This is a genomic window from Sneathiella sp. (assembly GCF_036960985.1).
Lineage (GTDB): Bacteria > Pseudomonadota > Alphaproteobacteria > Sneathiellales > Sneathiellaceae > Sneathiella.
The window spans coordinates 1-22,636 of sequence record NZ_JBALWD010000014.1 but is presented as its reverse complement, the minus strand read 5'-3'; the positions used below and the strand labels follow the sequence as shown (position 1 = coordinate 22,636).

General features: G+C 46.9%; 21 protein-coding genes. 19 read left to right on the top strand and 2 right to left on the bottom strand.

Features of this window, described 5'->3' with window-relative positions:
- Positions 1–432 precede the first annotated feature (432 nt).
- From V7723_RS10155 to V7723_RS10140, 4 genes are all read left to right on the top strand, one after another.
- On the top strand, positions 433–1,152 hold the full coding sequence (locus V7723_RS10155) for a GntR family transcriptional regulator (protein ID WP_335684354.1): 720 nt from the start codon (positions 433–435) through the stop codon (positions 1,150–1,152).
- A 30-nt stretch (positions 1,153–1,182) separates the two neighbouring features.
- Positions 1,183–1,977 carry a hypothetical protein gene (locus V7723_RS10150; protein WP_335684353.1) on the top strand — a complete coding sequence of 265 codons (795 nt, stop codon included), beginning with the start codon at positions 1,183–1,185 and terminating at the stop codon, positions 1,975–1,977.
- Positions 1,978–2,019: 42 nt separating this feature from the next.
- Positions 2,020–3,918: a nitrilase-related carbon-nitrogen hydrolase gene (locus V7723_RS10145; RefSeq protein WP_335684352.1), complete on the top strand. Its 1,899-nt coding sequence runs from the start codon at positions 2,020–2,022 to the stop codon at positions 3,916–3,918.
- Positions 3,919–4,007: 89 nt separating this feature from the next.
- Positions 4,008–5,375, top strand: a complete 1,368-nt coding sequence (locus tag V7723_RS10140) for a sugar porter family MFS transporter (RefSeq protein ID WP_335684351.1) — start codon at positions 4,008–4,010, stop codon at positions 5,373–5,375.
- Positions 5,376–5,742: 367 nt separating this feature from the next.
- Here V7723_RS10140 and V7723_RS10135 read toward each other — a convergent pair whose 3' ends face one another.
- Positions 5,743–6,588, bottom strand: a complete 846-nt coding sequence (locus tag V7723_RS10135) for a LysR family transcriptional regulator (RefSeq protein ID WP_335684350.1) — start codon at positions 6,586–6,588, stop codon at positions 5,743–5,745.
- A 98-nt stretch (positions 6,589–6,686) separates the two neighbouring features.
- Between V7723_RS10135 and V7723_RS10130 the strand changes: the two genes are divergently transcribed.
- Together V7723_RS10130 and V7723_RS10125 are read left to right on the top strand one after the other, a co-directional pair.
- Positions 6,687–7,610 carry an NAD(P)-dependent oxidoreductase gene (locus tag V7723_RS10130; protein ID WP_335684349.1) on the top strand — a complete coding sequence of 308 codons (924 nt, stop codon included), beginning with the start codon at positions 6,687–6,689 and terminating at the stop codon, positions 7,608–7,610.
- A gap of 228 nt (positions 7,611–7,838) precedes the next feature.
- Positions 7,839–9,020 carry an ABC transporter substrate-binding protein gene (locus V7723_RS10125; protein ID WP_335684348.1) on the top strand — a complete coding sequence of 394 codons (1,182 nt, stop codon included), beginning with the start codon at positions 7,839–7,841 and terminating at the stop codon, positions 9,018–9,020.
- Positions 9,021–9,032: 12 nt separating this feature from the next.
- Here the strand turns inward: V7723_RS10125 and V7723_RS10120 are convergent, their stop codons facing one another.
- Positions 9,033–10,046 carry a GntR family transcriptional regulator gene (locus tag V7723_RS10120; RefSeq protein WP_335684347.1) on the bottom strand — a complete coding sequence of 338 codons (1,014 nt, stop codon included), beginning with the start codon at positions 10,044–10,046 and terminating at the stop codon, positions 9,033–9,035.
- A 236-nt stretch (positions 10,047–10,282) separates the two neighbouring features.
- Here V7723_RS10120 and V7723_RS10115 point away from each other — a divergent pair, with 236 nt between their 5' ends.
- From V7723_RS10115 to V7723_RS10055, 13 genes are all read left to right on the top strand, one after another.
- On the top strand, positions 10,283–11,377 hold the full coding sequence (locus tag V7723_RS10115; protein ID WP_335684346.1) for an ABC transporter ATP-binding protein: 1,095 nt from the start codon (positions 10,283–10,285) through the stop codon (positions 11,375–11,377).
- Entirely contained in the window at positions 11,374–12,288 is a 915-nt protein-coding gene (locus V7723_RS10110) for an ABC transporter permease (protein ID WP_335684345.1), read from the top strand. Before V7723_RS10115 ends, V7723_RS10110 begins: the two co-directional genes overlap by 4 nt.
- A gap of 9 nt (positions 12,289–12,297) precedes the next feature.
- Complete coding sequence (locus tag V7723_RS10105) at positions 12,298–13,155, top strand: ABC transporter permease (RefSeq protein WP_335684344.1); 858 nt, start codon at positions 12,298–12,300, stop codon at positions 13,153–13,155.
- A complete protein-coding gene (locus V7723_RS10100) occupies positions 13,152–13,898 on the top strand; it encodes an SDR family NAD(P)-dependent oxidoreductase (RefSeq protein ID WP_335684343.1) in 747 nt (248 codons plus the stop codon). The genes V7723_RS10105 and V7723_RS10100 overlap by 4 nt, the downstream gene beginning before the upstream one ends.
- 12 nt (positions 13,899–13,910) lie before the next feature.
- Positions 13,911–14,672 carry an SDR family NAD(P)-dependent oxidoreductase gene (locus tag V7723_RS10095; RefSeq protein WP_335684342.1) on the top strand — a complete coding sequence of 254 codons (762 nt, stop codon included), beginning with the start codon at positions 13,911–13,913 and terminating at the stop codon, positions 14,670–14,672.
- A 41-nt stretch (positions 14,673–14,713) separates the two neighbouring features.
- Positions 14,714–15,934 (top strand): ABC transporter substrate-binding protein, encoded by a 1,221-nt coding sequence (locus V7723_RS10090; RefSeq protein WP_335684341.1) that lies wholly within the window; start codon positions 14,714–14,716, stop codon positions 15,932–15,934.
- Between the two features lie 77 nt (positions 15,935–16,011).
- Positions 16,012–17,121 (top strand): ABC transporter ATP-binding protein, encoded by a 1,110-nt coding sequence (locus V7723_RS10085; RefSeq protein ID WP_335684340.1) that lies wholly within the window; start codon positions 16,012–16,014, stop codon positions 17,119–17,121.
- A gap of 72 nt (positions 17,122–17,193) precedes the next feature.
- On the top strand, positions 17,194–18,075 hold the full coding sequence (locus tag V7723_RS10080) for a polysaccharide deacetylase family protein (RefSeq protein WP_335684339.1): 882 nt from the start codon (positions 17,194–17,196) through the stop codon (positions 18,073–18,075).
- Positions 18,076–18,095: 20 nt separating this feature from the next.
- Positions 18,096–18,419 (top strand): hypothetical protein, encoded by a 324-nt coding sequence (locus tag V7723_RS10075; protein WP_335684338.1) that lies wholly within the window; start codon positions 18,096–18,098, stop codon positions 18,417–18,419.
- Entirely contained in the window at positions 18,416–19,471 is a 1,056-nt protein-coding gene (locus V7723_RS10070; protein WP_335684337.1) for a CobW family GTP-binding protein, read from the top strand. Before V7723_RS10075 ends, V7723_RS10070 begins: the two co-directional genes overlap by 4 nt.
- Complete coding sequence (locus V7723_RS10065) at positions 19,468–20,463, top strand: asparaginase (protein WP_335684336.1); 996 nt, start codon at positions 19,468–19,470, stop codon at positions 20,461–20,463. Before V7723_RS10070 ends, V7723_RS10065 begins: the two co-directional genes overlap by 4 nt.
- A 221-nt stretch (positions 20,464–20,684) precedes the next feature.
- On the top strand, positions 20,685–21,335 hold the full coding sequence (locus tag V7723_RS10060) for a LysE family translocator (RefSeq protein ID WP_335684335.1): 651 nt from the start codon (positions 20,685–20,687) through the stop codon (positions 21,333–21,335).
- A gap of 691 nt (positions 21,336–22,026) precedes the next feature.
- Entirely contained in the window at positions 22,027–22,416 is a 390-nt protein-coding gene (locus tag V7723_RS10055) for a hypothetical protein (RefSeq protein WP_335684334.1), read from the top strand.
- Positions 22,417–22,636 lie beyond the last annotated feature (220 nt).

The window sequence follows — 22,636 nt, the reverse complement described above, 5'->3', positions numbered from 1 at the left end:
AAATGAGATTGTCGCGTGACCGCGTATTATTGCACGTGAGACGCCAAACGACGGTGGATATCGAGATTTTTAGTCGAATTAGATTGAGCTAAAGTTGACTGCACAGCGAGAGCGGTAATGTAGTAATGCCAATGATATTTGCGGGGTGAATATTACATCGATGAAGTTTGAGCTCGAAATTCCAAAATATAACGAAATTTCTGGGGTTCGCGTGCTGTAGTCACGACCAATAAGCTAGTTCTGATTTTTTTGTAATTTTTGTATACAATAACTAAAAATTCTATATTGGCTTGGGAAAATTTGCTAAATACTCTGTATCTAAAAGATTTTACAACAATTTATGCCGAAAATTTACAGTTTTCATATTTCGTAGAATAAATATTGTATACAAAAAAATTGACGCGAACTCGATGCAAGTGATATTAAGATAGCATGGCCGAAGATCCGACGACGCATGTATCCACCGGACAATTCTCCAAAAATGAGGGTGCCGAGGAAACTGCTGTTGTTATTCAGCTTCCTTTGGTTCATCAAGTCGCGGGCCTGGTTCGAGATATGATTGTTCAAGATGAGCTCCAGCCAGGAGAGCCGATCCGAGAGCGTATAATTTCAGAGACGTTGAATGTATCCCGAACGCCTCTTCGCGAAGGGCTTAAAATTCTTGCAACGGAAGGTCTTGTGGAACTGATTCCAAATCGTGGCGCCATTGTAGCTGAGCCAGCACCTGCAGAAACGAGGGATAGGCTGATCTTACTGAGTGTTTTGGAAGCTTTTGCAGGCGAGTTGGCTGTAAACTTTGCGACGAACCAAGATATTGATGAAATAACGGCATTGCATTACGAAATGCTCGCTGCCCAACGGCGTAAAAACCGCCTTCTGTATTTTAAGCTTAATCAGGATATTCATTCAGGTATCGTTCGAATAAGCCGGAATAGTGCGCTGATCGAAAATCATATACGCCTTAATCTGCAGGTATATAGGGCGCGTTATAGGAATAATCTTAAGAGCACTGAATGGCGACGTTCCATCAGGGAACACGAAAAGATTATAACAGCATTACAAGAACGTAATGGAGATGCGCTATCCGCAATTCTGCGCCGGCACATGGACCCTGTTTGGGCTACTGTTATGGAGGAGGCGGTAAATTTTTGACTCAATCCACTCAATGATAGATGCCGCGTCATGACGATGATTTTGATCAAGATTGTTGTGACGTCATTGATAGTGCTCGGTCTCTCATGGTTAAGTGAGCGTGTCGGACCACGCATCGCAGGTGTTTTTGCGGGCCTTCCACTTGGGATAGCGGTCAGTTTGTTTTTTATGGGAGTAGAGCAGGGACCGAAATTCGCATCAACCGCCTCACTTTCCGCCCTTGGCGGGCTTGGTGCGTCTCTTGTTTTTTGTTACGTTTATTGGAAAACTTCCAGTTTATTAGGGCGTTGGAATGTCGTGTTGACATCGGCAATTTCTATTGCGGTTTTTTTACTTGTAGCCGCGGCACTGGGAATGCTTCCCCAGAACAGATGGTTATTGACGGCTGTAACTGTGACGATTACAGGGATAGCAATTCTCCTGTTTCGCGGCATCCCTAAGACTGATTATAATGGCCGCAAAACAGTTAAGGTTACGCCAACCTCGCTGGTTGTTCGCGCCGGTGTGGCAACGGCCATTCTTCTCGTCATTACCGGGCTTGCAAATGTAATTGGGGAGAAGTGGGCCGGATTACTCTCCGGGTTTCCAATAACACTCTACCCAGTGTTGTTAATCGTTCACGTGACATACTCGAAGGAAGATGCCCATGGCATTATTAAAGGTTTCCCGTATGGCATTGGTAGTTTGATTATCTGTTCTCTAGCGGCAAGTTATTTGCTCGTTCCCTTGGGTGTTTACTGGGGTATGCTCGCAGCTATTGCCCTCTCAACAATATTTTTGGCCGTGATCGCTGCGGTCATGTGGAAAAACATCAAAGGTACTTAGTATTGATACTGCTACCGAACCATCTCGAAGGAAAAGGATTTTATGATGAAGATCTTAGCGAGTGTTTATATCCTATTGTCAATATGTCTATGTCTTCCTGCCATCGCGTCGGAAAAGCCGTCTTTCAAGACGGCAGCCGTAGAATTCAATCCTGTTTTCAAACAACGCGAGCAAAATTTTCCCGCGATGGAAGCATTAGTCAAACAGGCTGCAGAAAATCAAGCTAAACTCATTCTTTTTCCTGAAATGAGCACAACCGGCTACTTGTATGGCTCACGGGCTGAGATTGCTCCATTTGTTGAGACAATTCCTGGAAAAACAACTGCTTATTTTGAAGACCTCGCCAGGAAGTACGAGGTTTATATTGTTGTGGGAATGCCAGAAGTCGATAGCGCTACAGGGATGTATTACAATGCTGCCTTTCTGGTTGGACCAAACGGTCTGATTGGGAAGTACCGAAAAAATAATCTGTTTTTGTTGGAAAGCGGATGGGCGGCACAGGGCAATCTGGGAATACCGGTATTTGACACCGAGTTTGGCAAAATTTCAATTATCATTTGTTACGATGATTATTTCTATCAATCAACTCGGCTTGCGTCGCTAAAAGGAGCAAACCTCCTCGCTTTTATTGCAAGTTCGGGTCGGATGTTGGAGCCCGATCCGGAGATGGCAGGCGTTCACATTTCCATCTCCGACGTGCAGCAGCAGGCATTGCAGAACGGTTTGTTTGTTGTCGCCACGAACCGCACAAACATTGAAAAAAACGACACACTCGGGATTGGCGTACATTATCTTGGTGGTGCTTCCATCTGGGATCCGCTCGGAAAAAACATAGCACAAGCACCCGTAAGTACTCATAAAGGGCAGGTGTCTGACAGCACGGAAACGACGATATTATATGGTGATATCAATCCGTCTCTTTATGAAAATTCAGCCAAAGAATTGCTAAATCACCGTCGGCCTGAACTCTACGGTGATATTACCTTGAAAATGTCACCACGGCCGATGCTGGCTTCACGGCAATCTCACGATGTCAACGCGCTTTTGGTGCAGTATACGCCACAGATTAATAACATTGCCGCTAACAAATCAAAAATAGACGCTCTACTGGAAGAGAATGTCTCGCTTGTCACTAATTTAATTGTGTTCCCGGAACACTCTTTAACGGGTCCACCGCCTTCCGTCGAAAAAGCCAAAGAACTTGCTGACACAGCGGTCGAGGTCGATGCATATTTCAGTGAACTTGCTAACCGACATGATAGTTATCTAATCTACAGCACGATCATTACGGAGGGCGGAAAATATTACAAAAGCGCTCGAATACTTGGGCCTCAGGGTAAAATTGTTGGTGAATACCGTAAAACGCACCTGAACGCTGAAGAAAAAAAGTGGCTCACGGCTGGAAATGATATCCCAGTTGTTGATACAAAAATCGGACGAATTGGTATGTTGATAGGTGACGAGGTTTTGTACCCGGAAGCCGCAGACGTCCTCAGCGTAAAGCGCGCCGATATGATCGTTGTTCCGGTTTCCTGGACCGGTCAGTATGGGATAGCAGATGAGCTTGATAAGGGGTTTCTAACCCGAAAATATCCCTCCAATACCAATGTCATCTGGTATGCAACAGCCAAAAATACACAAGCCTATTTGATGGCCGCGAATTTTGTGAATACGGATCAGGAATTTCTTGGAAGCAGCGGGCTTTATTCACTCGATCCTACGAACGGCTACTATCCACCAGTCGTGGCGTCACGCGACCATGAAGAAGTACTGGCCGTCAATTTCCAGACAATCGCTCCGGAAACATGGTGGACAAGCCAGCAATTTATCATCGATGGCCGGAGACCTGAACTATACATTCCACTCATTTTGGATCCCGCCGAAAAATGTTTCCAGAATTGGCAGGAGAGCAGCGATTACTTCGTTTCATGTTGGAGATGACAATGGTTGGGAGATGGACTTTGCAACATTCTTGAGCTTCCAATTTTTGTGATCATTGAGAACGCTTTGTGGAAAGGCAATAGAGTGCAATGACGAAGCAAGCAATTAATGGCGGAGAGGCCCAAACGACCAGGGTCGTCTATCTCGCTGCTTTTGTCATTGCCCTTGGTGGGTTGCTCTTCGGATATAACGCAACAGTTATCGCCGGGGCCATCTTGTTCATAAAAATACAGTTTTCGCTTTCTCCGTTCCTAGAAGAAACAGTCATCGGGGCGTCTTTGGTAGGCGCTCTGATTGGCGCCGCACTCGGCGGGACGCTTGCCGATCGATTTGGCCGCCGCCAGATTTTGTTTGTCATCGCAGTAATTTTTTTTCTAGGAGCTTTTGCTTCGGCACTGGCACCTAATCTGGTTTCTGTCGCAATCGGCCGAGGGATGGTCGGAGTTGCCATTGGGATGGTGTCTGTTGTGGCGACGCTTTATCTCGCGGAAATCGCCCCAGACCGTGTTCGGGGCCGGTTGATTGGTATTTATATGACGGCAAATATGGTCGGGGTTGTCTGTGGATACTTGGTTGAGCTTGCCTTTGATACAAGTGGAAATTGGCGCTGGATGCTCGGATTTCCAGCTATAATTGCCGTGCCATTCGCGATCGGTGTCCGGGCTCTACCGGAAACTCCGCGGTGGTGCGTGTGCAATAACCGCCTCGATCATGCACGTGCCGCTTTAAGGCGGCTTCATGATACCCACAATGTCGAAGAACAGATGGGCAGAATTCAAGCTGATGTTGGTACGCAAGTGGGAAGCTGGGCGGGCCTCCTGAGAAAGGATGTTAGACCCGCACTAATTATCGGAATAGGACTAGGTATTCTTCAGCGTGTGACGGGCATCAGCATCGCCTTTTTTTATGGGCCGACGATATTTGGATTTGCCGGCATGGAGACGGTATCATTGGATATCCTGGCTGGCGTCGGAGTTGGAATGGCCTTGTTGGTAGGTCAATTTGCCTCAATGCTGTTAGTTGATCATGTCGGCAGACGACCGCTTCTCCTTTGGGGGTACGCTGGAATGGTGTGCGGATTAGTGCCTTTGGGGTTGGCCTTTGCAACCGGCGGTGAATCTTTGCTGATTCAAGGGATGGCTGTGGGCGGTGTAATGCTGTTGGCTGGAGCCTGGGCTGCGGGCCCTGCCAGTGTTACTTTTCTTCTGATTGCAGAACTCTACCCCCAACAGATACGAGGGCCTGCAATGAGCGTCGCGACAATGGCCATTTGGGCTTCCTTTTTGTTAGTAACCTTCAGCTTCCTGACCATTATGGAAAAGTTTGGTCCCGCTATAACTTTCTGGAGCTATGCTCTTCTCGCCGGTTTTGCTTTGGTCGCGGTTTTCTTTGGGGTACCTGAAACGAAAGGTAAAAGTCTTGAAGAGATTTCCTCTAGTTTGAAACGTCAGAATTGATGTCAATTCTCGGTATTGTCACATTAACTTATAGTACGCGCAGTGGTTGCTGAGTAACAAATTTCAGGCAGCCTTGCTTGCAATTGGCGAAACGCTAAATGCTTCCGCTCGGCATTGCTTGAAGTAGTTTCGGTGGATTAGATGACGTTGAACGTAAAAGCTATTGTAAGTGGCTGCCTGAAATTTGAGAAATCTCTGGGCAGATCCTGGCGACTTGAATTTCAGCATTTTTTCGCTCTCCTCGCTACGGAGTTTATGTGACAATGTCGTTCTTCATTCGCAGGCAGTAAATCCGGCGTTCCGGTCTCACAAGCAATTTTCCCCTGATAATGCCAAGGTCAGCAATTCGAATATTCTATTATGAAGATCAAAAACATTGGATCAATAAGTTTCGGATCGTTTGCCCAGCTTGGGTTAGTCCGCGACCGCGTTCTATTATTTGAATACAGGTCTTTGGCAGGTTGGGCAGTCCGGCGATTTTTTGAATTTCGCTGAGAGCATTTGGAATTGTTCCTTCAGCCATGACTGACACAGCAGTTCCCGCCAACACTGCGCTTTGAATAACCTGTCCGCTGGAGCTGACTAAAGCCTCGCGAAATGGGATGGCCTGTGCGGTCAACTGCGTTACGGCGGCGGCACGAAAGGCACAGCCCTCAGGAAATAGAGCCAAGGGCCAAGGGCGCGCGTGGGGGTATTGGTGGTCAGGCTGTCCAACCCATCGCAAACGTGGTTCCGACAAAATATGGCTGTTTCTACGGGGTGTCGGCAAGGTGACCACTGCAACATCCAAGGTGCGGGCGTCGATTTGCTGGGCTAGGTGGTGGCTTAGTCCAGATACAATACTAAGTTCGATCCCCGGGTGTGAGGTCTGAACCGTTGTCAGTAAACGCGACAGCATGGGCAGGACATAATCCTCGGCAATTCCAAGCCTTACGCTGCCAATGACTTGACTACCGCGCATCCTCCCTACCAACGTATCGTGTTTGTCCACAATGGCCTGGGCAAGCGGCATCATTTCAATTCCAGCTGTGGTGAGGATCACGTCATGATAAGCCCGTTGAAACAACGTTACGTCAAGCATCTGCTCAAGCTGGCGAATGCGCTGGGACATTGTTGCTTGTGAACAGGCCGAGCGGTTCGCAGCCTTCGAGAAACTCCGCTCGGAGGCGACGGAGAGGAAGGAGCGCAAGAATTTAGTGTCAATGTCCAACATGCAGTATTGAATATACCAATTTTAGATATCCATTCAAATTGTTTTACCAATACCGTTTAAGCAGCATATCTTATACCAATTTTTTGGAGGATTAGTCTATGAAAGTTGGCTTTATCGGTCTTGGAACGATGGGCGGGAACGCTGCTAAAAACATCATTCGCGCGGGCTTTGACACCTACGTCTATGACCTGCGGCGCGATAGTGCCAATGACCATATCGAAATGGACGCAACCTGGGCTGAGAACCCAAAAGAGATGATCAACAAAGTGGATTGTGTTGTCTCGATGGTCTTTGGTCCGCCGCAAGTCGAGGCCGTTTTGAAGGGCGAAAACGGGCTGCTTTATGGCGATTGCGACGGCAAGCTTTGGGTCGATCTGACCACGTCCTCGCCGGGGTTTCAGCGCGAATTGATCAAAGACTTTGTAGCTAAAGGCGGACGGCCCATTGACGCACCTGTCACGGGCTCTGTGGACGCCGCCATTCGAGGCGATATGCCAATGTTCGTAGGTGGCTGCGATGCGGACATCGCGGCGGCGCGCCCTGTCATCGAAGCGATGGGCGAAATTCGAAAGGTCGGAATTTATGGCAATGGCTATGTTGCAAAACTCGTCAACAATCAGCTTTGGAAAATCCACGCTACTGCTATTGGTGAAGCAATGGTCTGCGCCAAGAAAGCCGGAATTGAACCGGACGTTTGGTGGGAGGTCATGAAAGGCGGGGCAGCGGATAGTTTTGTGATGCAGCACGATGTGCCCTCTATCTTTTCCGGCCACTACGATCCGTCCTTTCCGTTGAAACTGTGTCTGAAGGACTTGTCTCTTATCAAGGAACTGATGGACGAAACCGGCACCAGATCAGAGCTCACGGATGCCTGTCATACGCGCTTCAAAGAAGCTGGCGCGCGATATGGCGTCGACGCGGGCGAGATGACCGTCTGCAAGCTTATCGAAGACGACGCCGGTGTCGAGCTACGTGTCGAAGGAGATTGGATCGCTCCCTGGGACGCGGAACATCCTGGCTAAGGTGACTTCAATTGAGGCACAGTCACATGAACATCCTACAGACGCAGAATTTCCTGTATTTTTTCGCTCTCCTCACCACGAAGTTAGCGTGACAAAATCTTTATCTGGCCGATATTCGAAAGCTGGTTGCTATGGAACAGCGAAAAAAATATAGTCGGGCTCCATCCTCGCGCGACATGAAAATATCGATAATGTGTTAGGATCTTATTTTTGGGCGGGGTTTGCAGAATGGCGATTGCACCGAATGTTTTAAAAGGCAAACCTTCTCTTCGTGTCCTCGGAACTTCTGTTACCTTGATAGAGCCTATCCGGAAACAAGCGGAGAAAGATCTAGGCATCAATCTTGATTTTACGATATTGGACGGTACGGAAGCCCAGCGGCGCGGCGCTTTGCGCCCGGAAAGTTTCGACGTATATGATCAATGGTTCCATGATCTGGATTTGATTTGGCCCGCCGGTTCCATCGGCGCAATAGACATAAACCGGATCAATAATTGGGAGCAGATTAATGCGCTACCAAAAACAGGCCGATTGAATGGGAATGCACGTAGCGGATTACATGGCGACCCGAGTAAACGATTGTATGTTCAACTCGATGGTTCTTTGGGAAGAGCACCTTCCGATCAAATCAGCATGTTACCCACAGTTCACAACGCAGACAGCTTTGTAGTGCCTGAGAATATGGCGGATGAAGTGACGAGTTGGGCCTGCCTTCTGGATGCGAAATGGGCTGGGCGCGTGGTTCTTCAACGCGATGCTGCTATTGGATGCCTAGATATTTTGCTTGCTCTGTCAGCCACGAGAGAATTTCTGGCCGCCGATATTGGCAACCTGGAACTTGAAGAAATTGACGACCTTGCTAGAATATTGCGAAGCTATCGTACACAAGGTCATTTCAAGAGTATTTGGACCGACGAAATTGATGCAATCGAAGTCATCGACGGAAACACACCCGTTATTGGATCGATGTGGTGGTCAGGATTGATTGCTCTTCGCGCCAAGGGAATTCCAGTTACCATGGCAACCCCTGCCGAGGGATATCGAGGATGGTTCGGAGGCATCGCTTTGTCTAATCGATTGGATGAGAGAACACTGGATGCAGCTTACGAATACCTGAACTGGTGGCTTGATGGGCCGGCGGGCGCTTTAGCAACTCGAAATGGCGCTTATATGTCTAATCCGCTGGCGTCGCGAGCATATCTTTCTGAGGCAGAATGGGACTTCTGGTATGAAGGCAAACCTGCCCGCGAGCTTATCCGGAATACGTTTGGTGTCCCTGTTTTTAAAGTGGGAGATGTTCGTGCAGGTGGAGCATATGAGGAGCGAATGTCTAAGGTAATAGTTTGGGACACAATTATGGACGAGCACAACTACCTTGTTCGTCATTGGGATTATGCGTTAGGTCTGTAAGATCGTATCACTTCAATATTTTTGCTTGACGAGATAAGTGGGTAAGTCAGGTTCTACAAATACGGAAAAAGTTTTCAGTCGTCGTCGGCTCCGGATCGCAGCAAGAGTAATATGCTGTTCTAAAGCTTGAGCCGCCATATCGTAGGCTCCGCGCATGACGAAATCCAGAACGATTATATGTTCGCGTATTGCTGCGCGGGGCGGCGTTGATCTAACAGTCGTGAAAAAAAGATTGTTGATAACCAGGGAGGACTGGCTTTGATTAATCATGCCGAGCAATATTTTATTTTTTGATCTAGAAAGTAAGTCGACATGAATGTCTGTTTCAAGTTTCTCGTAAAGATTTAAACTACAACCTGTCCCTTGATCTAGGACCATTTGGGCTCTCTCCCACATTGTCTGAATATCAGTTAAGGGTGTTACTTTTGCGCTTTCGATTAGTGCCAGTGGTTCCAGTTTACTCCTGATCGCATAATAGTTGTCTACATCCCGTGTAGTAAGAGGGCCCAGATACCAATGAGCCTTTTCCCCCTTATTTACCAGACCTCTCTGGTTTAATCGGGACAACATTTCACGTATAACTGTTCGACTAACACTATAGTGATCGGCAGCCATTTGTTCGTTAATCTGATACACTCCAAACGGCAGGGCACGAAGCAGCGAATTTTCAAAATCGCCCGCGATTCTTTGCGAGATCATCCTTGGTTGCTTCGTTAAATTGTTGGCATCTTGAAGTCCAAAGTGCTCCAAAGTTAAGGTAATTCGCTGAGGCTCGTCACTTTCCGAAGCACCTGCAACAATATACCCACGTCCTTCGAAGTGCTTAAGTGCACCTTTTTTGAACAATTCGGACAAGGCCTTTCGAACTGGAGTCCTGCTGGTGCCGCATAACCGTGCAACAGGTTCTTCTGTTAGGACCGTGTTGGCTTGAAGGCTTCCATCTTGAATCGCTTTCAACAAAAGCGCTTCGATTTCAAGATATCGATGCGAAGGACGTTTTGTACTTAAAGCGTTGTTAGTTTCCATAAGTCTACATCTCATGCCTGAAAACCAGATTCAAGGACAGCTTTATCACAGCATACATGCTTGAAATAAAATATAAATTTATAAATGATCTTTGTATACAAAAAGTATATTAATTTTTCAAATATGCCGTATCGGAATAAAAATTACACATTTAAATTGACTTTCGAATACAAAATACATTATTTAATTACGCAGCGCAGCAATAATATTTTGGTATGTTTGGGGGAGTAGCTGTAATGATGGAGATAAAGGGACTAAAAAAATCGTTTGCCGGCAAACTGGCGATTAGCGATTTATCCTTATTCATCGAAGATAACGAATACTTAACTCTGCTAGGCCCATCCGGCTCCGGTAAATCGACTTTATTGCGACTGATTGCAGGATTGGAGCAACCGGACGGAGGAACTATTTATCTCGACGGTGAAACACTTGATAATCGTCCAGCCCATCAAAGAAGCCTCGGCTTTGTTCAGCAAAAATACGCGCTCTTTCCTCATATGACCGTGTTTGAAAATGTCGCGTTTGGGTTGAAATATCGTCAGGACAATCCTTTGGAAGACAGTGGAGAAATCCATAAAAATGTTAGAAATATGCTGGATCTTGTAGGGTTATCTGATCTAGAAAATCGGAGGGTGGGGCAGCTTTCAGGAGGCCAAAAGCAACGTGTTTCTCTTGCCCGCACACTTGTGTGTCAGCCGAAAATTTGTCTGCTGGATGAACCACTCGGCGCGCTCGACGCAAATTTAAGGGAGCGCATGGCGATTGAGTTGCGGCGAATTCGCGAGGCTTTGCAAGTAACCTTCTTGCATGTAACCGGGAACGAGACCGAGGCGCTTGCAATGGGCGACCGTGTGGTTGTGCTCAATAAGGGGCAAATTTGCCAAATAGATAAACCTAGTAAGGTTTTTGCCACCCCGTCCTCTACTGAGGTCGCAAGGTTCGTGAACGCCTATAACCTTTTTCCCGGCGAAGGCCAAGAAAGCCGATTTTCCTATTACCATCATGAACTTCCTTATGCCGGAGATGCCAGTCGGGCTTGTTATTACGGTATTCGCTACGATCAGATGAAGATTTCTGCGGATAAAGCAGGCGCGGCCTGTTTGACAGCCAAATTCATTACCAGCGAATTTGAGGGTGCGCGAATAAAGTACTTTTTCGAGCGCCCGGATACAGGCGTATTCGAGGCTGAAATGCATCTTGGTGAGGGAGATCCCATGATCCTGGTGCAAGGAGAGGAGTATCGTGTTTCCTGGAGCCCGGAAGATGCTCTTCTTTTCGATATTAGCGGGTCAATCATGAATGACTCCAACCGAACTGAGGCCCTCCAATGACAGACATCAATGTCTCTCATTCAGACGATTTGAAAACCGTTACGGTTCCCAATTTGAAAAAGGATCGGCCAAAAAAGGAACATTATTTCCTGATTGCGCCGGGCGTTCTTTGGATGGTTCTTTTTCTTGTCATACCTCTCGCCATGATGGTTTATGTGAGTTTCTGGACGCAAACCACTTTCGCAGTAAACCCGACACTGACAACCAAGTCATGGATTACCTTTTTTTCATCTGAAACTTATATGGATGCGCTGTTCAGGACCGGGCGGCTTTGGCTGACAGTTTTGGTTCTCACCTTTGTTATTGGGTATCCAGTTGCTTTGTTCGTCGGACAGCTCGTCCGCTCTGAAACACTTCGTACCATTCTCCTGGTTACCTGCGTGATACCATTTTGGACCTCATTCCTGATCCGGGTGTTGGCATGGCGGCCAATGCTCGGGAAAGAGGGTGCGGTGAATATTATTCTCCAGAAAGTTGGACTGATATCAACACCGATCGAAGTGTTGTTATTTACGGAAGTATCGGTGGTAATTGGACTGGTGCAAATCTATGTCGTGTTTATGGTCGGCCCCATTGCTTTTATGTTGAGCCGGATTGACCATAGTTTGCTTGAGGCGGCAAGAGATCTTGGGGCTTCAACTTGGACTATATTTCGCAAAATAATCTTTCCGTTAAGCCTCCCTGGCGTCGCAGTCGGTGCAATATTTGTTTCAGTCATGGTACTGGGTGAATTTGCAACGCCTGCGGCGTTATCGGGGCGCAAAGTGAACTTACTCGGAAATATTATTGTGACCCAGGTCGGGTCATTGAAGTGGGCATTCGCGGCGGTTGTTGGTGTTGTTCTAACGCTTGTGATGGCGCTTGTCATCACCGCCCTTCTTCGTATCGTAAATCTCAGAAAAGAATTGTGAGACTCGGTCATGTATCATCTTAATGGACTCCGCTGGGCACTTGGTTGCTTCACAGCTTTGTTTCTGCTTTTCCTTTATGGGCCGTTTGTTGTGATGACAATCTTGAGCTTTCAGCAAGGACCAGAAGGTGGGCCACAATTTCCCATAATTGAATGGTCAACATTTTGGTATGAACATGTGCTGTCAATTGCGGAGCCTTCAAGGGTTGCGCCGCTGCCGATTGGACAGGCGCTGGCGCGTTCCCTGACACTCGCATTTGCAACAATGATTGTATCCACGGTGCTTGGTACTTTGTCCGCGCAAGCATTTCGCCGTAATTTTAAAGGATCCGGCTTCGTATTTTACCTCATTGTCTTAGGTATGATGGTGCCTGGAGTGTTGCTTGGGCTTGGTATGGCTTTGGTGTCAAGTCAGCTGGGTATCGATCGCACCTGGTGGGGAACTGCTTTTGTTCTTCATGTCGTTTATACGTTTCCGTTTTCATTTTTGGTGATGCTGGCGATTTTCAATCGATTTGATAAGTCCCTCGAAGAAGCATCCTGGATGCTTGGTGTGGATCCGGTGAAGACGTTTCGAAAAGTTACATTTCCCATGATTTTCCCTGGGGTTCTCTCCTCTATGCTCTTTGCATTTACCTTGAGCTATGACGAATTTCCGCGAACGTTGTTTACGGGTGGATCACACGCAACTATGCCGATTGCAATTTATGGAACTTTTTCAGTGGAGATTCATCCAAACCTCTTTGCATTTGGTGTTTTGACCACCTTGGCCTCTTTTGCACTTCTGACGGTTTATGGCGTGCTGATGGGGCTTTCCGTGCGCCGATCAAGGATAAAAAGCGCCGGATTGCAGGAGGAAATAGCGTGAAAAAATTGAAAAGGAATCGGGCGATTGTGACAGGAGCTGGGGCTGGGATCGGCCGTGCTATTGCCAAAAGATTGGCAGAAGAAGGTGCAAAAACCGTTGTTATGGATCTCAACTTCGATGCCGCGCAAGAAACAGCGCAGTTGATACTTGATCGTGGAAATGTGGCGTTTGCGGTGGGGGGAGATGTTTCCTGTCCAGAAGATGTCGAAAAGGCGTTTACAACCTGCGAAGAAAACTGGGGGCATTGCAATTTATTAGTCAACAATGCCGGCATTGCGCAGCAGATTGAATTTACAAAAATGACGGTTGAGGATTGGGACAGAATGATCTCTGTCCATTTGCGAGGGTGTTTTTTATTTTGCCACCGCGCTGTACCAAATATGTGCAAAAACCGCGATGGCATTATCGTCAATATCACTTCCCAGCTTGGCCAGATTGGCGGTGTAGAGCTTGTTCATTATTCAGCTGCAAAAGCGGGAATTATTGGCTTGACCAAAGCTTTGGCACGGGAAATTTCTAATACAGGTGTCCGGGTAAACGCTGTTGCTCCGGGGCCCATAAATACAGAACTGGTAGCAACACTTTCAGCTGAATGGCGCGAGACGAAAATAAAAGAGCTGCCGCTTGGTCGCTTTGGAGAGCCAGAAGACGTTGCGGCGACTGTCGCGTTTTTGGCAACAGACGATGCACAGATTTATGTCGGACAAACGCTGGGACCTAATTCCGGCGACGTCATGCTTTAGGGAGCGAACTAAGTGAAAGAAAAGAAAACAGTTTTGATTACGGGCGCTGGTATTGGCATCGGAAAAGCGACGGCCACAGCATTTGGCGCCGCGGGATATCATGTCATCGTTACGGATATCCTGAAGTCCGAAGGGAAGCAGGTCGCAGAAGAGATTTCAGACGCGGGTGGAAGCGCAGAATTTCACAAGCTTGATGTTACTTCGACGGGGCATGTAAACGCCCTGGTCGCATCAATTGAAAAAATATCGGGAGCACTTGATGTCGTCGTCGGTAACGCCGGGATCGCTCACAAAGTACCTTTGGGTGAAATGACTGACCAGAAATGGGACGAGACCTTTGACATTGATCTTAAGGGTATTTTTAGGGTTGCGAGAGCTGCGGCTCCAACAATGAGAGCTGCGGGGCGGGGCGCGATAATTGCTGTGTCCTCGATTATGGGAGTTGCCTACGGTTGGGATGAGCACGCCCACTACTCTTCGGCAAAAGCAGGCGTCCTTGGTCTTGTTCGTGGTCTTGCCGTTGAGATGGCACGGGACGGTGTCCGCGTCAACGGAATTGCGCCTGGTTATATCAGAAGTGCACAAACTCTCTCAGCTCAACATTCTCTCGGTCCGGCAGGATTGGAAGACGCGGCAAAATTCATTCCCATGGGCCGTGTCGGTCAGCCCGAAGAAATTGCTGATGTCATTTTGTTTTTAGCCTCCAACGCCGCCCGGTACATGACTGGTCAAACCGTGGTCGTCGATGGTGGTTTATTAGTGGGAAGATACTGACCAGTCACAATCCGTTTAACTCAATTAACAGGGAGATAAAAATGAGTCGAAATTTTACACCCAATCGTCGACAGGTATTGGCCGGAGCGAGCGCAGCCGCCATCGTTGGTGGATCGGGAATGCTGAACAGCCAGGCCGCATTTGCCGCTAATCTTGGTGATCAGAGCCTACGTACAGTTGGTCTGTCGGTGACAGTTCAAGAAAGAATACTCAATGACTTCAAGGGGATATCCGGCGTTGGTGATGTCAGCGGGAAAGCGGACATATTTCCGAATACGCAAACAGAGCTTTTGTCTGGATCAAACGCTTATGATTGCTGGGAAATAATTGGAGAACGTCTGCCTGCAATGACGACCACTGGCACTATTCGTCCAATTCCAACGAAGACCCTATCCAATTGGGGGAATATTCGCGATACCTTCACTAAGACCGATCCTAAATTAGAGCCTCGTGCCCAGGTTTCAGGGCAAATTTGGGCGGATGACAACAAAACCGAATTATGGATGGTACCGACCGTTTATAATTATGATTCCATCGGCTATCGTTCTGATCTTGTGAGCGCCGAGGAAGCGAATACATGGACTGCGTTGTTCGACCCCAAATTCAAGGGAAAGACCGGGTTGAATGTCGATCCATTGATTGCATTCGGGCAGGCAATTCTAGCTATGAACTCACTCGGCCTTCTCGAAGTTCCCAATCCCGGAAATCCCAATATAGAAGAAATTGATGAAGCCGCTAAATTCTTGATCGCCAAGAAAAAAGAGGGTCAGTTCCGGGCGCTTTGGGGTGATTTTGGAGAACTCGTCAATTTGTTGGCGTCTGGTGAAATGATCTTGGCTGATGCCTGGCAACCCGCCGTGATGGCCGTTAAAGCACAAGGCGTTCAATGCTCATATGCCGTTCCAAAAGAAGGGTACAGAGGATGGTCTATTGGTATATCGGCTATTTCGAATTCTCCTAACATCGAAGCTGTCGAGGCCTATGCAGATTATTGGCTTTCCGGGCCACCAGCCGTCACGGTATCGGAGCAAGGTTATTACTCTCCGACAACCAATGTGAAAGACGCGATGCCGGCTGATAAGTATGCGTTCTGGTACGAAGGCAAGCCATGGGTTGGCCCTAGCGAGCGCGGCATTAAAGAAGGCGATCTGCGGGATGGCGGTTCCTTGAAAGAGCGTGCCTCTCATGTTGCTTACTGGCATCAATGGCCTGACGAGTACGATCATCTGATCTTGCGTTGGGATGAATTCTTGAGCGCGTAACAAATTGGGCAAGAGGCATCCTAATCTCACCTCTTGCCCTCTACTCACCTGAAATTCCGATAAAAAGAGCGGAAAAAATGAGCGAATATGATCTCGAACTAATTAATCTTTCTAAGACGTATCCTGGCAACGCAGTTGCGGTAAAAGAATTTGATCTCCAAGTCAAACGAGGGGAATTTGTTTCCTTCGTTGGTCCCTCTGGTTGTGGGAAAACGACAACCTTAAGAATGATTGCAGGACTAGAAAGCATAACGTCTGGCCATATAAAAATCCGCGGCGAAGATGTTACGAAAGTACCGACTGAGCAACGACCAACATCTACTATATTTCAAAATTATGCCATTTTCCCTCATATGACCGTTCGTCAGAACATTGAATTTGGATTGACAGTTAGAAAATTGCCCGCAAATGTCATCGCCAAGCGAGTTCATGATATTTTGGAGAAGCTTGATCTTGGTGATGTGGCAGGGGCCAAGGAGGATGCCCTTTCCGGTGGCCAAAAACAACGTCTTGCCCTGGCTCGCAGTCTTGTTGTTGAACCTGAAATTCTGTTGCTTGATGAGCCATTGGGCGCTTTGGATGCCAATTTACGAAAGTCTATTCAGGAAGAACTTAAACTTCTGCAACGCAGCCTCGGAATAACTTTTATATTTGTTACACATGCACAGTCCGAAGCACTTTCTCTGTCAGACAGAATAGTCGTTATGAATGCCGGTGAAGTTGAACAGGTTTCTGAGCCTCTGGAATTATATACCAGACCGCAATCACCTTTCGTTGCAAAGTTCATTGGATCGAATCTGATTTTTTCAGGAAGTTATGAGGCAGAAAATAGCGGAAATACAATTGTATCCACGCATCTCGGCTCCTTCGAAGGTGTCGCAGCTTTCAACGGATCAGAAAAAACCAAAGGCGAAGACGTTTCATTGGTTATTCCCTCAGAATTTGTTGAGGTTGTTCCTGCAGCCGAAAAACCCAGCTCAAGTGATTGCAATAAACTCAATGGAAACCTTATCGATATCGATTTTGTCGGCAGGGACGCTCATCTATCGATCATCCTGAAGGACAATACAAATGTTCGACTACAAAGTGATGCTGCGGCTATTCGCTCACAGGCGCTGGATAAGGGTGGCTCGGTTGATCTTCAGTGGCAGATGCACAGAGCAACCGTTGTTTCCGGACACACATAACAAAACTGGTTCAGCGCAGAAAAATGCGTTGACGTCATAGAAAATAAGAAAACTTTAGAATGGAGAAAAAAGATGGTTAAGGAAATTTTTTGCGCGTTTGGTGTCGATGTTGATGCCGTAGGTGGCTGGCTCGGTTCTTATGGTGGGGAAGATAGCCCGTGCGACATCTCGAGAGGTATGTTCTCCGGTGAAATCGGATCAATGCGTATTCTGGAGCTTTTTGAACGTTGGGGAATAAAATCTACATGGTTTGTTCCAGGGCATTCCCTTGAAACTTTTCCAAAAGAAATGGCAGCTGTTGCCGCTGCTGGCCATGAAATTGGTATGCATGGCTACAGCCACGAAAATCCTATCGCGATGACGCCGGTGCAGGAAGAAGCCGTGATGGATAAGTCCATTCAGCTTATTGAGGACCTGTGTGGACGACGGCCAACAGGGTATGTCGCGCCCTGGTGGGAATTTTCCCATGCCTCTAATGAATTATTACTCAAAAAGGGGATCAAGTACGATCACTCTTTGATGCATCGGGATTTCACGCCCTATTATGTTCGTGTGGGTGATAGCTGGACGAAAATTGACTATTCTAAAAAAGCTGAAGAATGGATGAAACCTCTTGTTCGAGGCGTTGAATCTGATCTGATCGAAATACCCTCAAGCTGGTACTTAGACGACTTGCCGCCAATGATGTTTATAAAATCAGCCCCAAACAGTCATGGTTTCGTAAATCCCCGGCATCTTGAAGAAATGTGGCGTGATCAATTTGACTGGGTTTATCGAGAAATGGACTATGGAGTGGTGACTTTTACAATTCATCCTGATGTATCTGGAAAACCGCATGTTCTGATGATGCTGGAGCGATTGTACAATCATATCATCAGCCATCCGGGCGTTAAATTTACGACTTTCGATGAGATTGCTAATGACTTCTCCGCCCGATCTCCGCGCGTTAAGTAAGAATTGGTAGGAGAGAATAAATGTGCGGGTTATGCGGATTAATGGGCATTGACCATTGGACGGAAACGTCAGCTAATTCAGCGGTTTTTTTAGGTAATATCGAGCGGTCAATACGTCACGAACGTGCACACAGGGTACGTTTGATAAACAAGGCACTGGTTCCGTTTCGCATGACCGTACGCGACTTTCAGGCATCGAGCTATATTTTGTCATCTAGTACCGGACGCACAGAACTTGTTCATGATATTCAAGCTCTTTGGGTAGCTGCGGAAAGACTCGGATCAAAGCCGGTGGATACACTCAACCCAGAATATCTGGAGCAACTTTCTACGGTATCTCCATGATACCTGTTAATATTGTTACTGGATTTCTGGGTTCGGGCAAGACGACATTGTTGAAGGAAATATTGACCAGACCCGAATTCTCGGACACAGCTGTGATTGTTAATGAATTCGGTGAAATTGGCCTTGACCATATCTTGCTGGAAGAAGTGGAGGAAGGGATACTGCTCCTTCAGTCGGGGTGTGTTTGCTGCACTATTCGGTCTGACCTTCAGGAAACAATTCGAGGGCTTCAAAAAAAGGTTGGTGAGGGACTCATTCCGGAGTTCCGGCGTCTAATTATCGAGACAACGGGAATTGCGGATCCGGCGCCTGTCGTCTCAACTATTTCTTCGGAGCCTGTCATTAACAAACATTTTTACATCGGAAACATAATTTGTACGATTGATAGCGTTGCGGGCATATCAACTCTTTCGACGGCGCCAGAGGCAGCCAAGCAAGTTGCCGTTGCCGATAGGATACTGGTCACCAAGACCGATATGGTTACAGCTGACATGATGGTACCTTTGCAAGATAGGCTTCTTGAATTGAATCCATCGGCTTCGCATCGAAAATCTACAGGTCGTAATTTTGATGCAAAACATCTTTTTCTTGATGAGTTCCGAGACGCGGCCACTGGAACAGATGAAGCTCTTGCAATGCTTGAGCGGAACGGCAACGTTGCCGATATGCAGGAAAAAGAGCTGTCCGTATCTCCTCATATGATAAAGAGTTTCTGCTTAGAATCCTCTGCCCCCATTGACTGGATTGCATTTGGAGTATGGCTCACGGCAACGCTTCATGTTCATGGCGAAAAAATACTTCGTGTTAAAGGAATTCTTGATGTTTACGAATCAAGCACGCCTGTGTTCATCAACGGAGTACAACATACCATGCACCCTCCTATTCACTTGGATCGATGGCCAGATAAACGCCGGTCTTCCCAGATTGTCTTTATTACACGTGGGCTTTCGGAAGAACTCATTCGCAAGTCCCTTGAATTATTTCTGGGTATGTCTATTGCAGGTGCGCATACTGATTTTGCGTTAAATACATTTGAGTGGAGCAGTAGATGAAACCTGTTGTAGATATAATTTCCCTTGGTGGAACAATTGCAATGAAAGGGAAGAACGCGACATCTGGCGTTGTGCCAACTTTAACCGCGGATGATCTTGTGGAAGCTGTCCCGCAGCTGAATGAAATAGCGGTGATCAGGACCCATTCGCATTGTAACGTTCCCAGCGCTCACTTAACGTTTGAGGATATTGTCACTGTGGCAGCGGAGATCAGGAGACTGGCAGCAGATGGTTCAGCAGGTGTCGTTATTACGCAAGGTACGGATACTATAGAAGAAACCGCCTACGCACTCGATCTGCTCCTAGAACTTGACATTCCTGTTGTCGTGACCGGAGCTATGCGCAACCCGACCAGACCGGGAGCTGACGGACCCGCCAATCTCCTAAGTGCTGTCCTCGTGGCGTGCCATCTGAATGCTCGCTCCCTCGGTTCCCTTGTCGTGTTTAATGATGAAGTTCATGCTGCTCGCTTCGTTCGTAAAACCCATACCAGCAACCCGTCTACATTCAGTTCAGGCCCTGCGGGGCCAATTGGTTGGTTGGCAGAAGATCGAGTTAGAATAGTGCTTAAACCGGATCGCCTGCCAGCAATCGAACCTGTCAATTTCGATAAAGCTATTAAGGTTGCAATAATTAAACTTGGAATTGGGGATGACGGAACTTTGATTGATGCAGCTGTCGCTACAGGTTTTAGAGGCTTGGTGATCGAGGGACTAGGAGGAGGTCACACTTCCGTTAGTGCTGCCAATGCGTTAGAGCGTGCTTGCGCTAAATTACCGGTCATTCTGGCGTCGCGAACTGGTGCAGGGGAAACTCTTACATGTACATATGGTTTTCCGGGGTCGGAAATAGACCTCCTTTCAAAAGGCCTTATAGCTGCTGGTCGGTTGGATGGATGCAGTGCTCGAGTACTACTAACACTGTTGTTATATTCCGAAAATTCCAGCATTGAGCAGCTCCACAACGAATTTCTTGTTCGCGGAACGCACTAATATCGGGTCGTAATTGAATGAGTTGATGTAGTCACATTTACACCGTGCTTGTCCAATTTAGTTTTATTGAAGGAATTGAAAGCCTCATAAGCCGTTGAGAAACAACAACCCGCATTTTAACTGTTATCAAGATTTTGCGTTCAAAAAAATGATGGAACAACTCCTCATTTTTTCTATTATGCTTTCGGCTTTTATCATATGGCATACTTCTTGGTGTTGTTTTGGAATTTCTTCTGCCCTTACTAACATTGGCTACCGTGCAGATATTGGCTGTTATCAGTCCCGGCCAATCCTTTCTTGTTATTTCGAAGTTGGCGTTGTCAACAGGGAGACCAGCTGCCCTTTGCGCAAGTGTTGGCATGGGCCTGGGATCCACCATTTGGGCAACAGCGGCCATGATCGGGCTTGCAGTCGCATTGAAGCATGATCAGTGGCTTTACGCGATGTTGAAGTTTTGCGGCGGCAGTTATCTAGGGTATCTTGCGGTCTCCCATTGGCGGCACTCCCATGACGTGGCCTCGAAGGAGATGCAAGTCTCCAAAAAGGTAACCCTTTCTGCAGCTTTTCTGCAAGGCCTGTTGACGCAGCTTGCAAATCCAAAAGTCATCGTTTTTTTTGGATCCATTTTCTTTGCCTTTATTCCGCCTCATGCGCCAACTTGGGTATCCCTAATTTGCCTGATAATTGTTTTTTGTAACGAAGCACTCTGGTACTCCATCGTATCTTTTGCCTTTTCAGTCGAGAAATCACAGAATTTCTATTTTTTGGCAAAAACTTGGATTGACCGAATAATGGCTCTCGTACTTGGCGCTATCGGAGTCAAATTAATTTTGGATGCGCTTCAGATTGCGGGCAGGTTTGTTGATTTATGAAGTCCGTTGATTGCAACTCAATGATTCTTCAAATACCCCTCATCAATTTTAAGGCCGTTTTGGCATTTCGTTCTAGCTGTACACGAAAGCCGAAGATTTCGTCTTCACTATTAACATACTCATCAACTAGTTAACTTGGAATCACCGGCCAAACCGCATGCTGAATTGCGCGAGGTGTAAAACGATGCTGGGAATAGAAGGTGTTTTGCATCGAAAACGACGAATCCAACGCAGGATTTTTTCCACGAAGTTAATGTGACAATATCGTAACATCACTGTTCTCAATATTTGCTTCCTTGTATTAGAAACAATTTCCCTGTTGTTTTGGGTAGGAAATATGGATAAACCGTAATGAAAATAGGCGGTTATAACGTATTCTAAGCGGAATTCGCGGCGAATTTGCCAATAATTCCTGTTTTTTTCCTGTTTATTTGGGAAAATTGCAGAGACGGGTTCGCTTCAGACTACTAACTCCACCACTCACTCTGGGGCGAACCTGGATCCAATCTAGGTTCGCCCCAGAACCCCGCAGTTCCGGGGACTTTGGCGATATTTCCCGTAAACAGAGACGCTACCGTGAGAGCGAATAAACCGCATTGGCAGAAAGATAACGTGACAGAACCGGTTTCTATTGCGCTACTTATGGTAATGGAAGCTTGGTCGGTTCCCTAACCTATTAGTGGAGATGGTAATGTTCGAAAATTTGGATTTCCCGGAAATACTAAAACTTGGCTTCGTGGGCATTGCATTCTTGTTGGCGGTCCTAGCTTTTCTTCTTCTTAAGACCGAGCAAGGCAAAGACAATCCGCGGCCAAAAATGATTACTCCAATTTATGTTTTCATGGTGTTTTCACTGTTATTGGCTGGAGCAGCGATGCTCCTTGAAGTCCGAAAATCAGATACCAGCGATGGACAGATAGTTGAAGCATACAAGGGCAAGCTCAATAAAATAAATGGTTTGATCGACGCAAAATTGATGCACTTCCTGAGTAATGATTCAGAGGATGAATTTGCGAAGGAATTTGCTGATAATTGGAAAATTGAAATGCAGGACGCTAAAGACAAGGGATTAATAGATTGAGGGTACTGTCACATTAACTCCCTTTGGACGCGAAGAAACTTTAGTGGCATTATTTAAACAGCGGCGCTTGCTGTTGCCCAAACGCCAAAAGCTTCAGCGCGACTTTCCTTTAGATGAGGTCGGTTTATTAGGTGGCGTTGAAGGCAGAAGCTGTTGTAAGTAGCTAGATGAATATTGAGGAATTTCTGAGCGGATACTGGTGACTTAAAATTCTGCATTT

Excerpts from the sequence above, each read along its gene's own strand:
- V7723_RS10155 (WP_335684354.1), top strand. The coding sequence starts at position 433 with ATGGCCGAAGATCCGACGACGCATGTATCCACCGGACAATTCTCCAAA.
- V7723_RS10150 (WP_335684353.1), top strand. The coding sequence starts at position 1,183 with ATGACGATGATTTTGATCAAGATTGTTGTGACGTCATTGATAGTGCTC.
- V7723_RS10145 (WP_335684352.1), top strand. The coding sequence starts at position 2,020 with ATGATGAAGATCTTAGCGAGTGTTTATATCCTATTGTCAATATGTCTA.
- V7723_RS10140 (WP_335684351.1), top strand. The coding sequence starts at position 4,008 with ATGACGAAGCAAGCAATTAATGGCGGAGAGGCCCAAACGACCAGGGTC.
- V7723_RS10135 (WP_335684350.1), bottom strand. The coding sequence starts at position 6,588 with ATGTTGGACATTGACACTAAATTCTTGCGCTCCTTCCTCTCCGTCGCC.
- V7723_RS10130 (WP_335684349.1), top strand. The coding sequence starts at position 6,687 with ATGAAAGTTGGCTTTATCGGTCTTGGAACGATGGGCGGGAACGCTGCT.
- V7723_RS10125 (WP_335684348.1), top strand. The coding sequence starts at position 7,839 with ATGGCGATTGCACCGAATGTTTTAAAAGGCAAACCTTCTCTTCGTGTC.
- V7723_RS10120 (WP_335684347.1), bottom strand. The coding sequence starts at position 10,046 with ATGGAAACTAACAACGCTTTAAGTACAAAACGTCCTTCGCATCGATAT.
- V7723_RS10115 (WP_335684346.1), top strand. The coding sequence starts at position 10,283 with ATGATGGAGATAAAGGGACTAAAAAAATCGTTTGCCGGCAAACTGGCG.
- V7723_RS10110 (WP_335684345.1), top strand. The coding sequence starts at position 11,374 with ATGACAGACATCAATGTCTCTCATTCAGACGATTTGAAAACCGTTACG.
- V7723_RS10105 (WP_335684344.1), top strand. The coding sequence starts at position 12,298 with ATGTATCATCTTAATGGACTCCGCTGGGCACTTGGTTGCTTCACAGCT.
- V7723_RS10090 (WP_335684341.1), top strand. The coding sequence starts at position 14,714 with ATGAGTCGAAATTTTACACCCAATCGTCGACAGGTATTGGCCGGAGCG.
- V7723_RS10085 (WP_335684340.1), top strand. The coding sequence starts at position 16,012 with ATGAGCGAATATGATCTCGAACTAATTAATCTTTCTAAGACGTATCCT.
- V7723_RS10080 (WP_335684339.1), top strand. The coding sequence starts at position 17,194 with ATGGTTAAGGAAATTTTTTGCGCGTTTGGTGTCGATGTTGATGCCGTA.
- V7723_RS10075 (WP_335684338.1), top strand. The coding sequence starts at position 18,096 with ATGTGCGGGTTATGCGGATTAATGGGCATTGACCATTGGACGGAAACG.
- V7723_RS10070 (WP_335684337.1), top strand. The coding sequence starts at position 18,416 with ATGATACCTGTTAATATTGTTACTGGATTTCTGGGTTCGGGCAAGACG.
- V7723_RS10065 (WP_335684336.1), top strand. The coding sequence starts at position 19,468 with ATGAAACCTGTTGTAGATATAATTTCCCTTGGTGGAACAATTGCAATG.
- V7723_RS10055 (WP_335684334.1), top strand. The coding sequence starts at position 22,027 with ATGTTCGAAAATTTGGATTTCCCGGAAATACTAAAACTTGGCTTCGTG.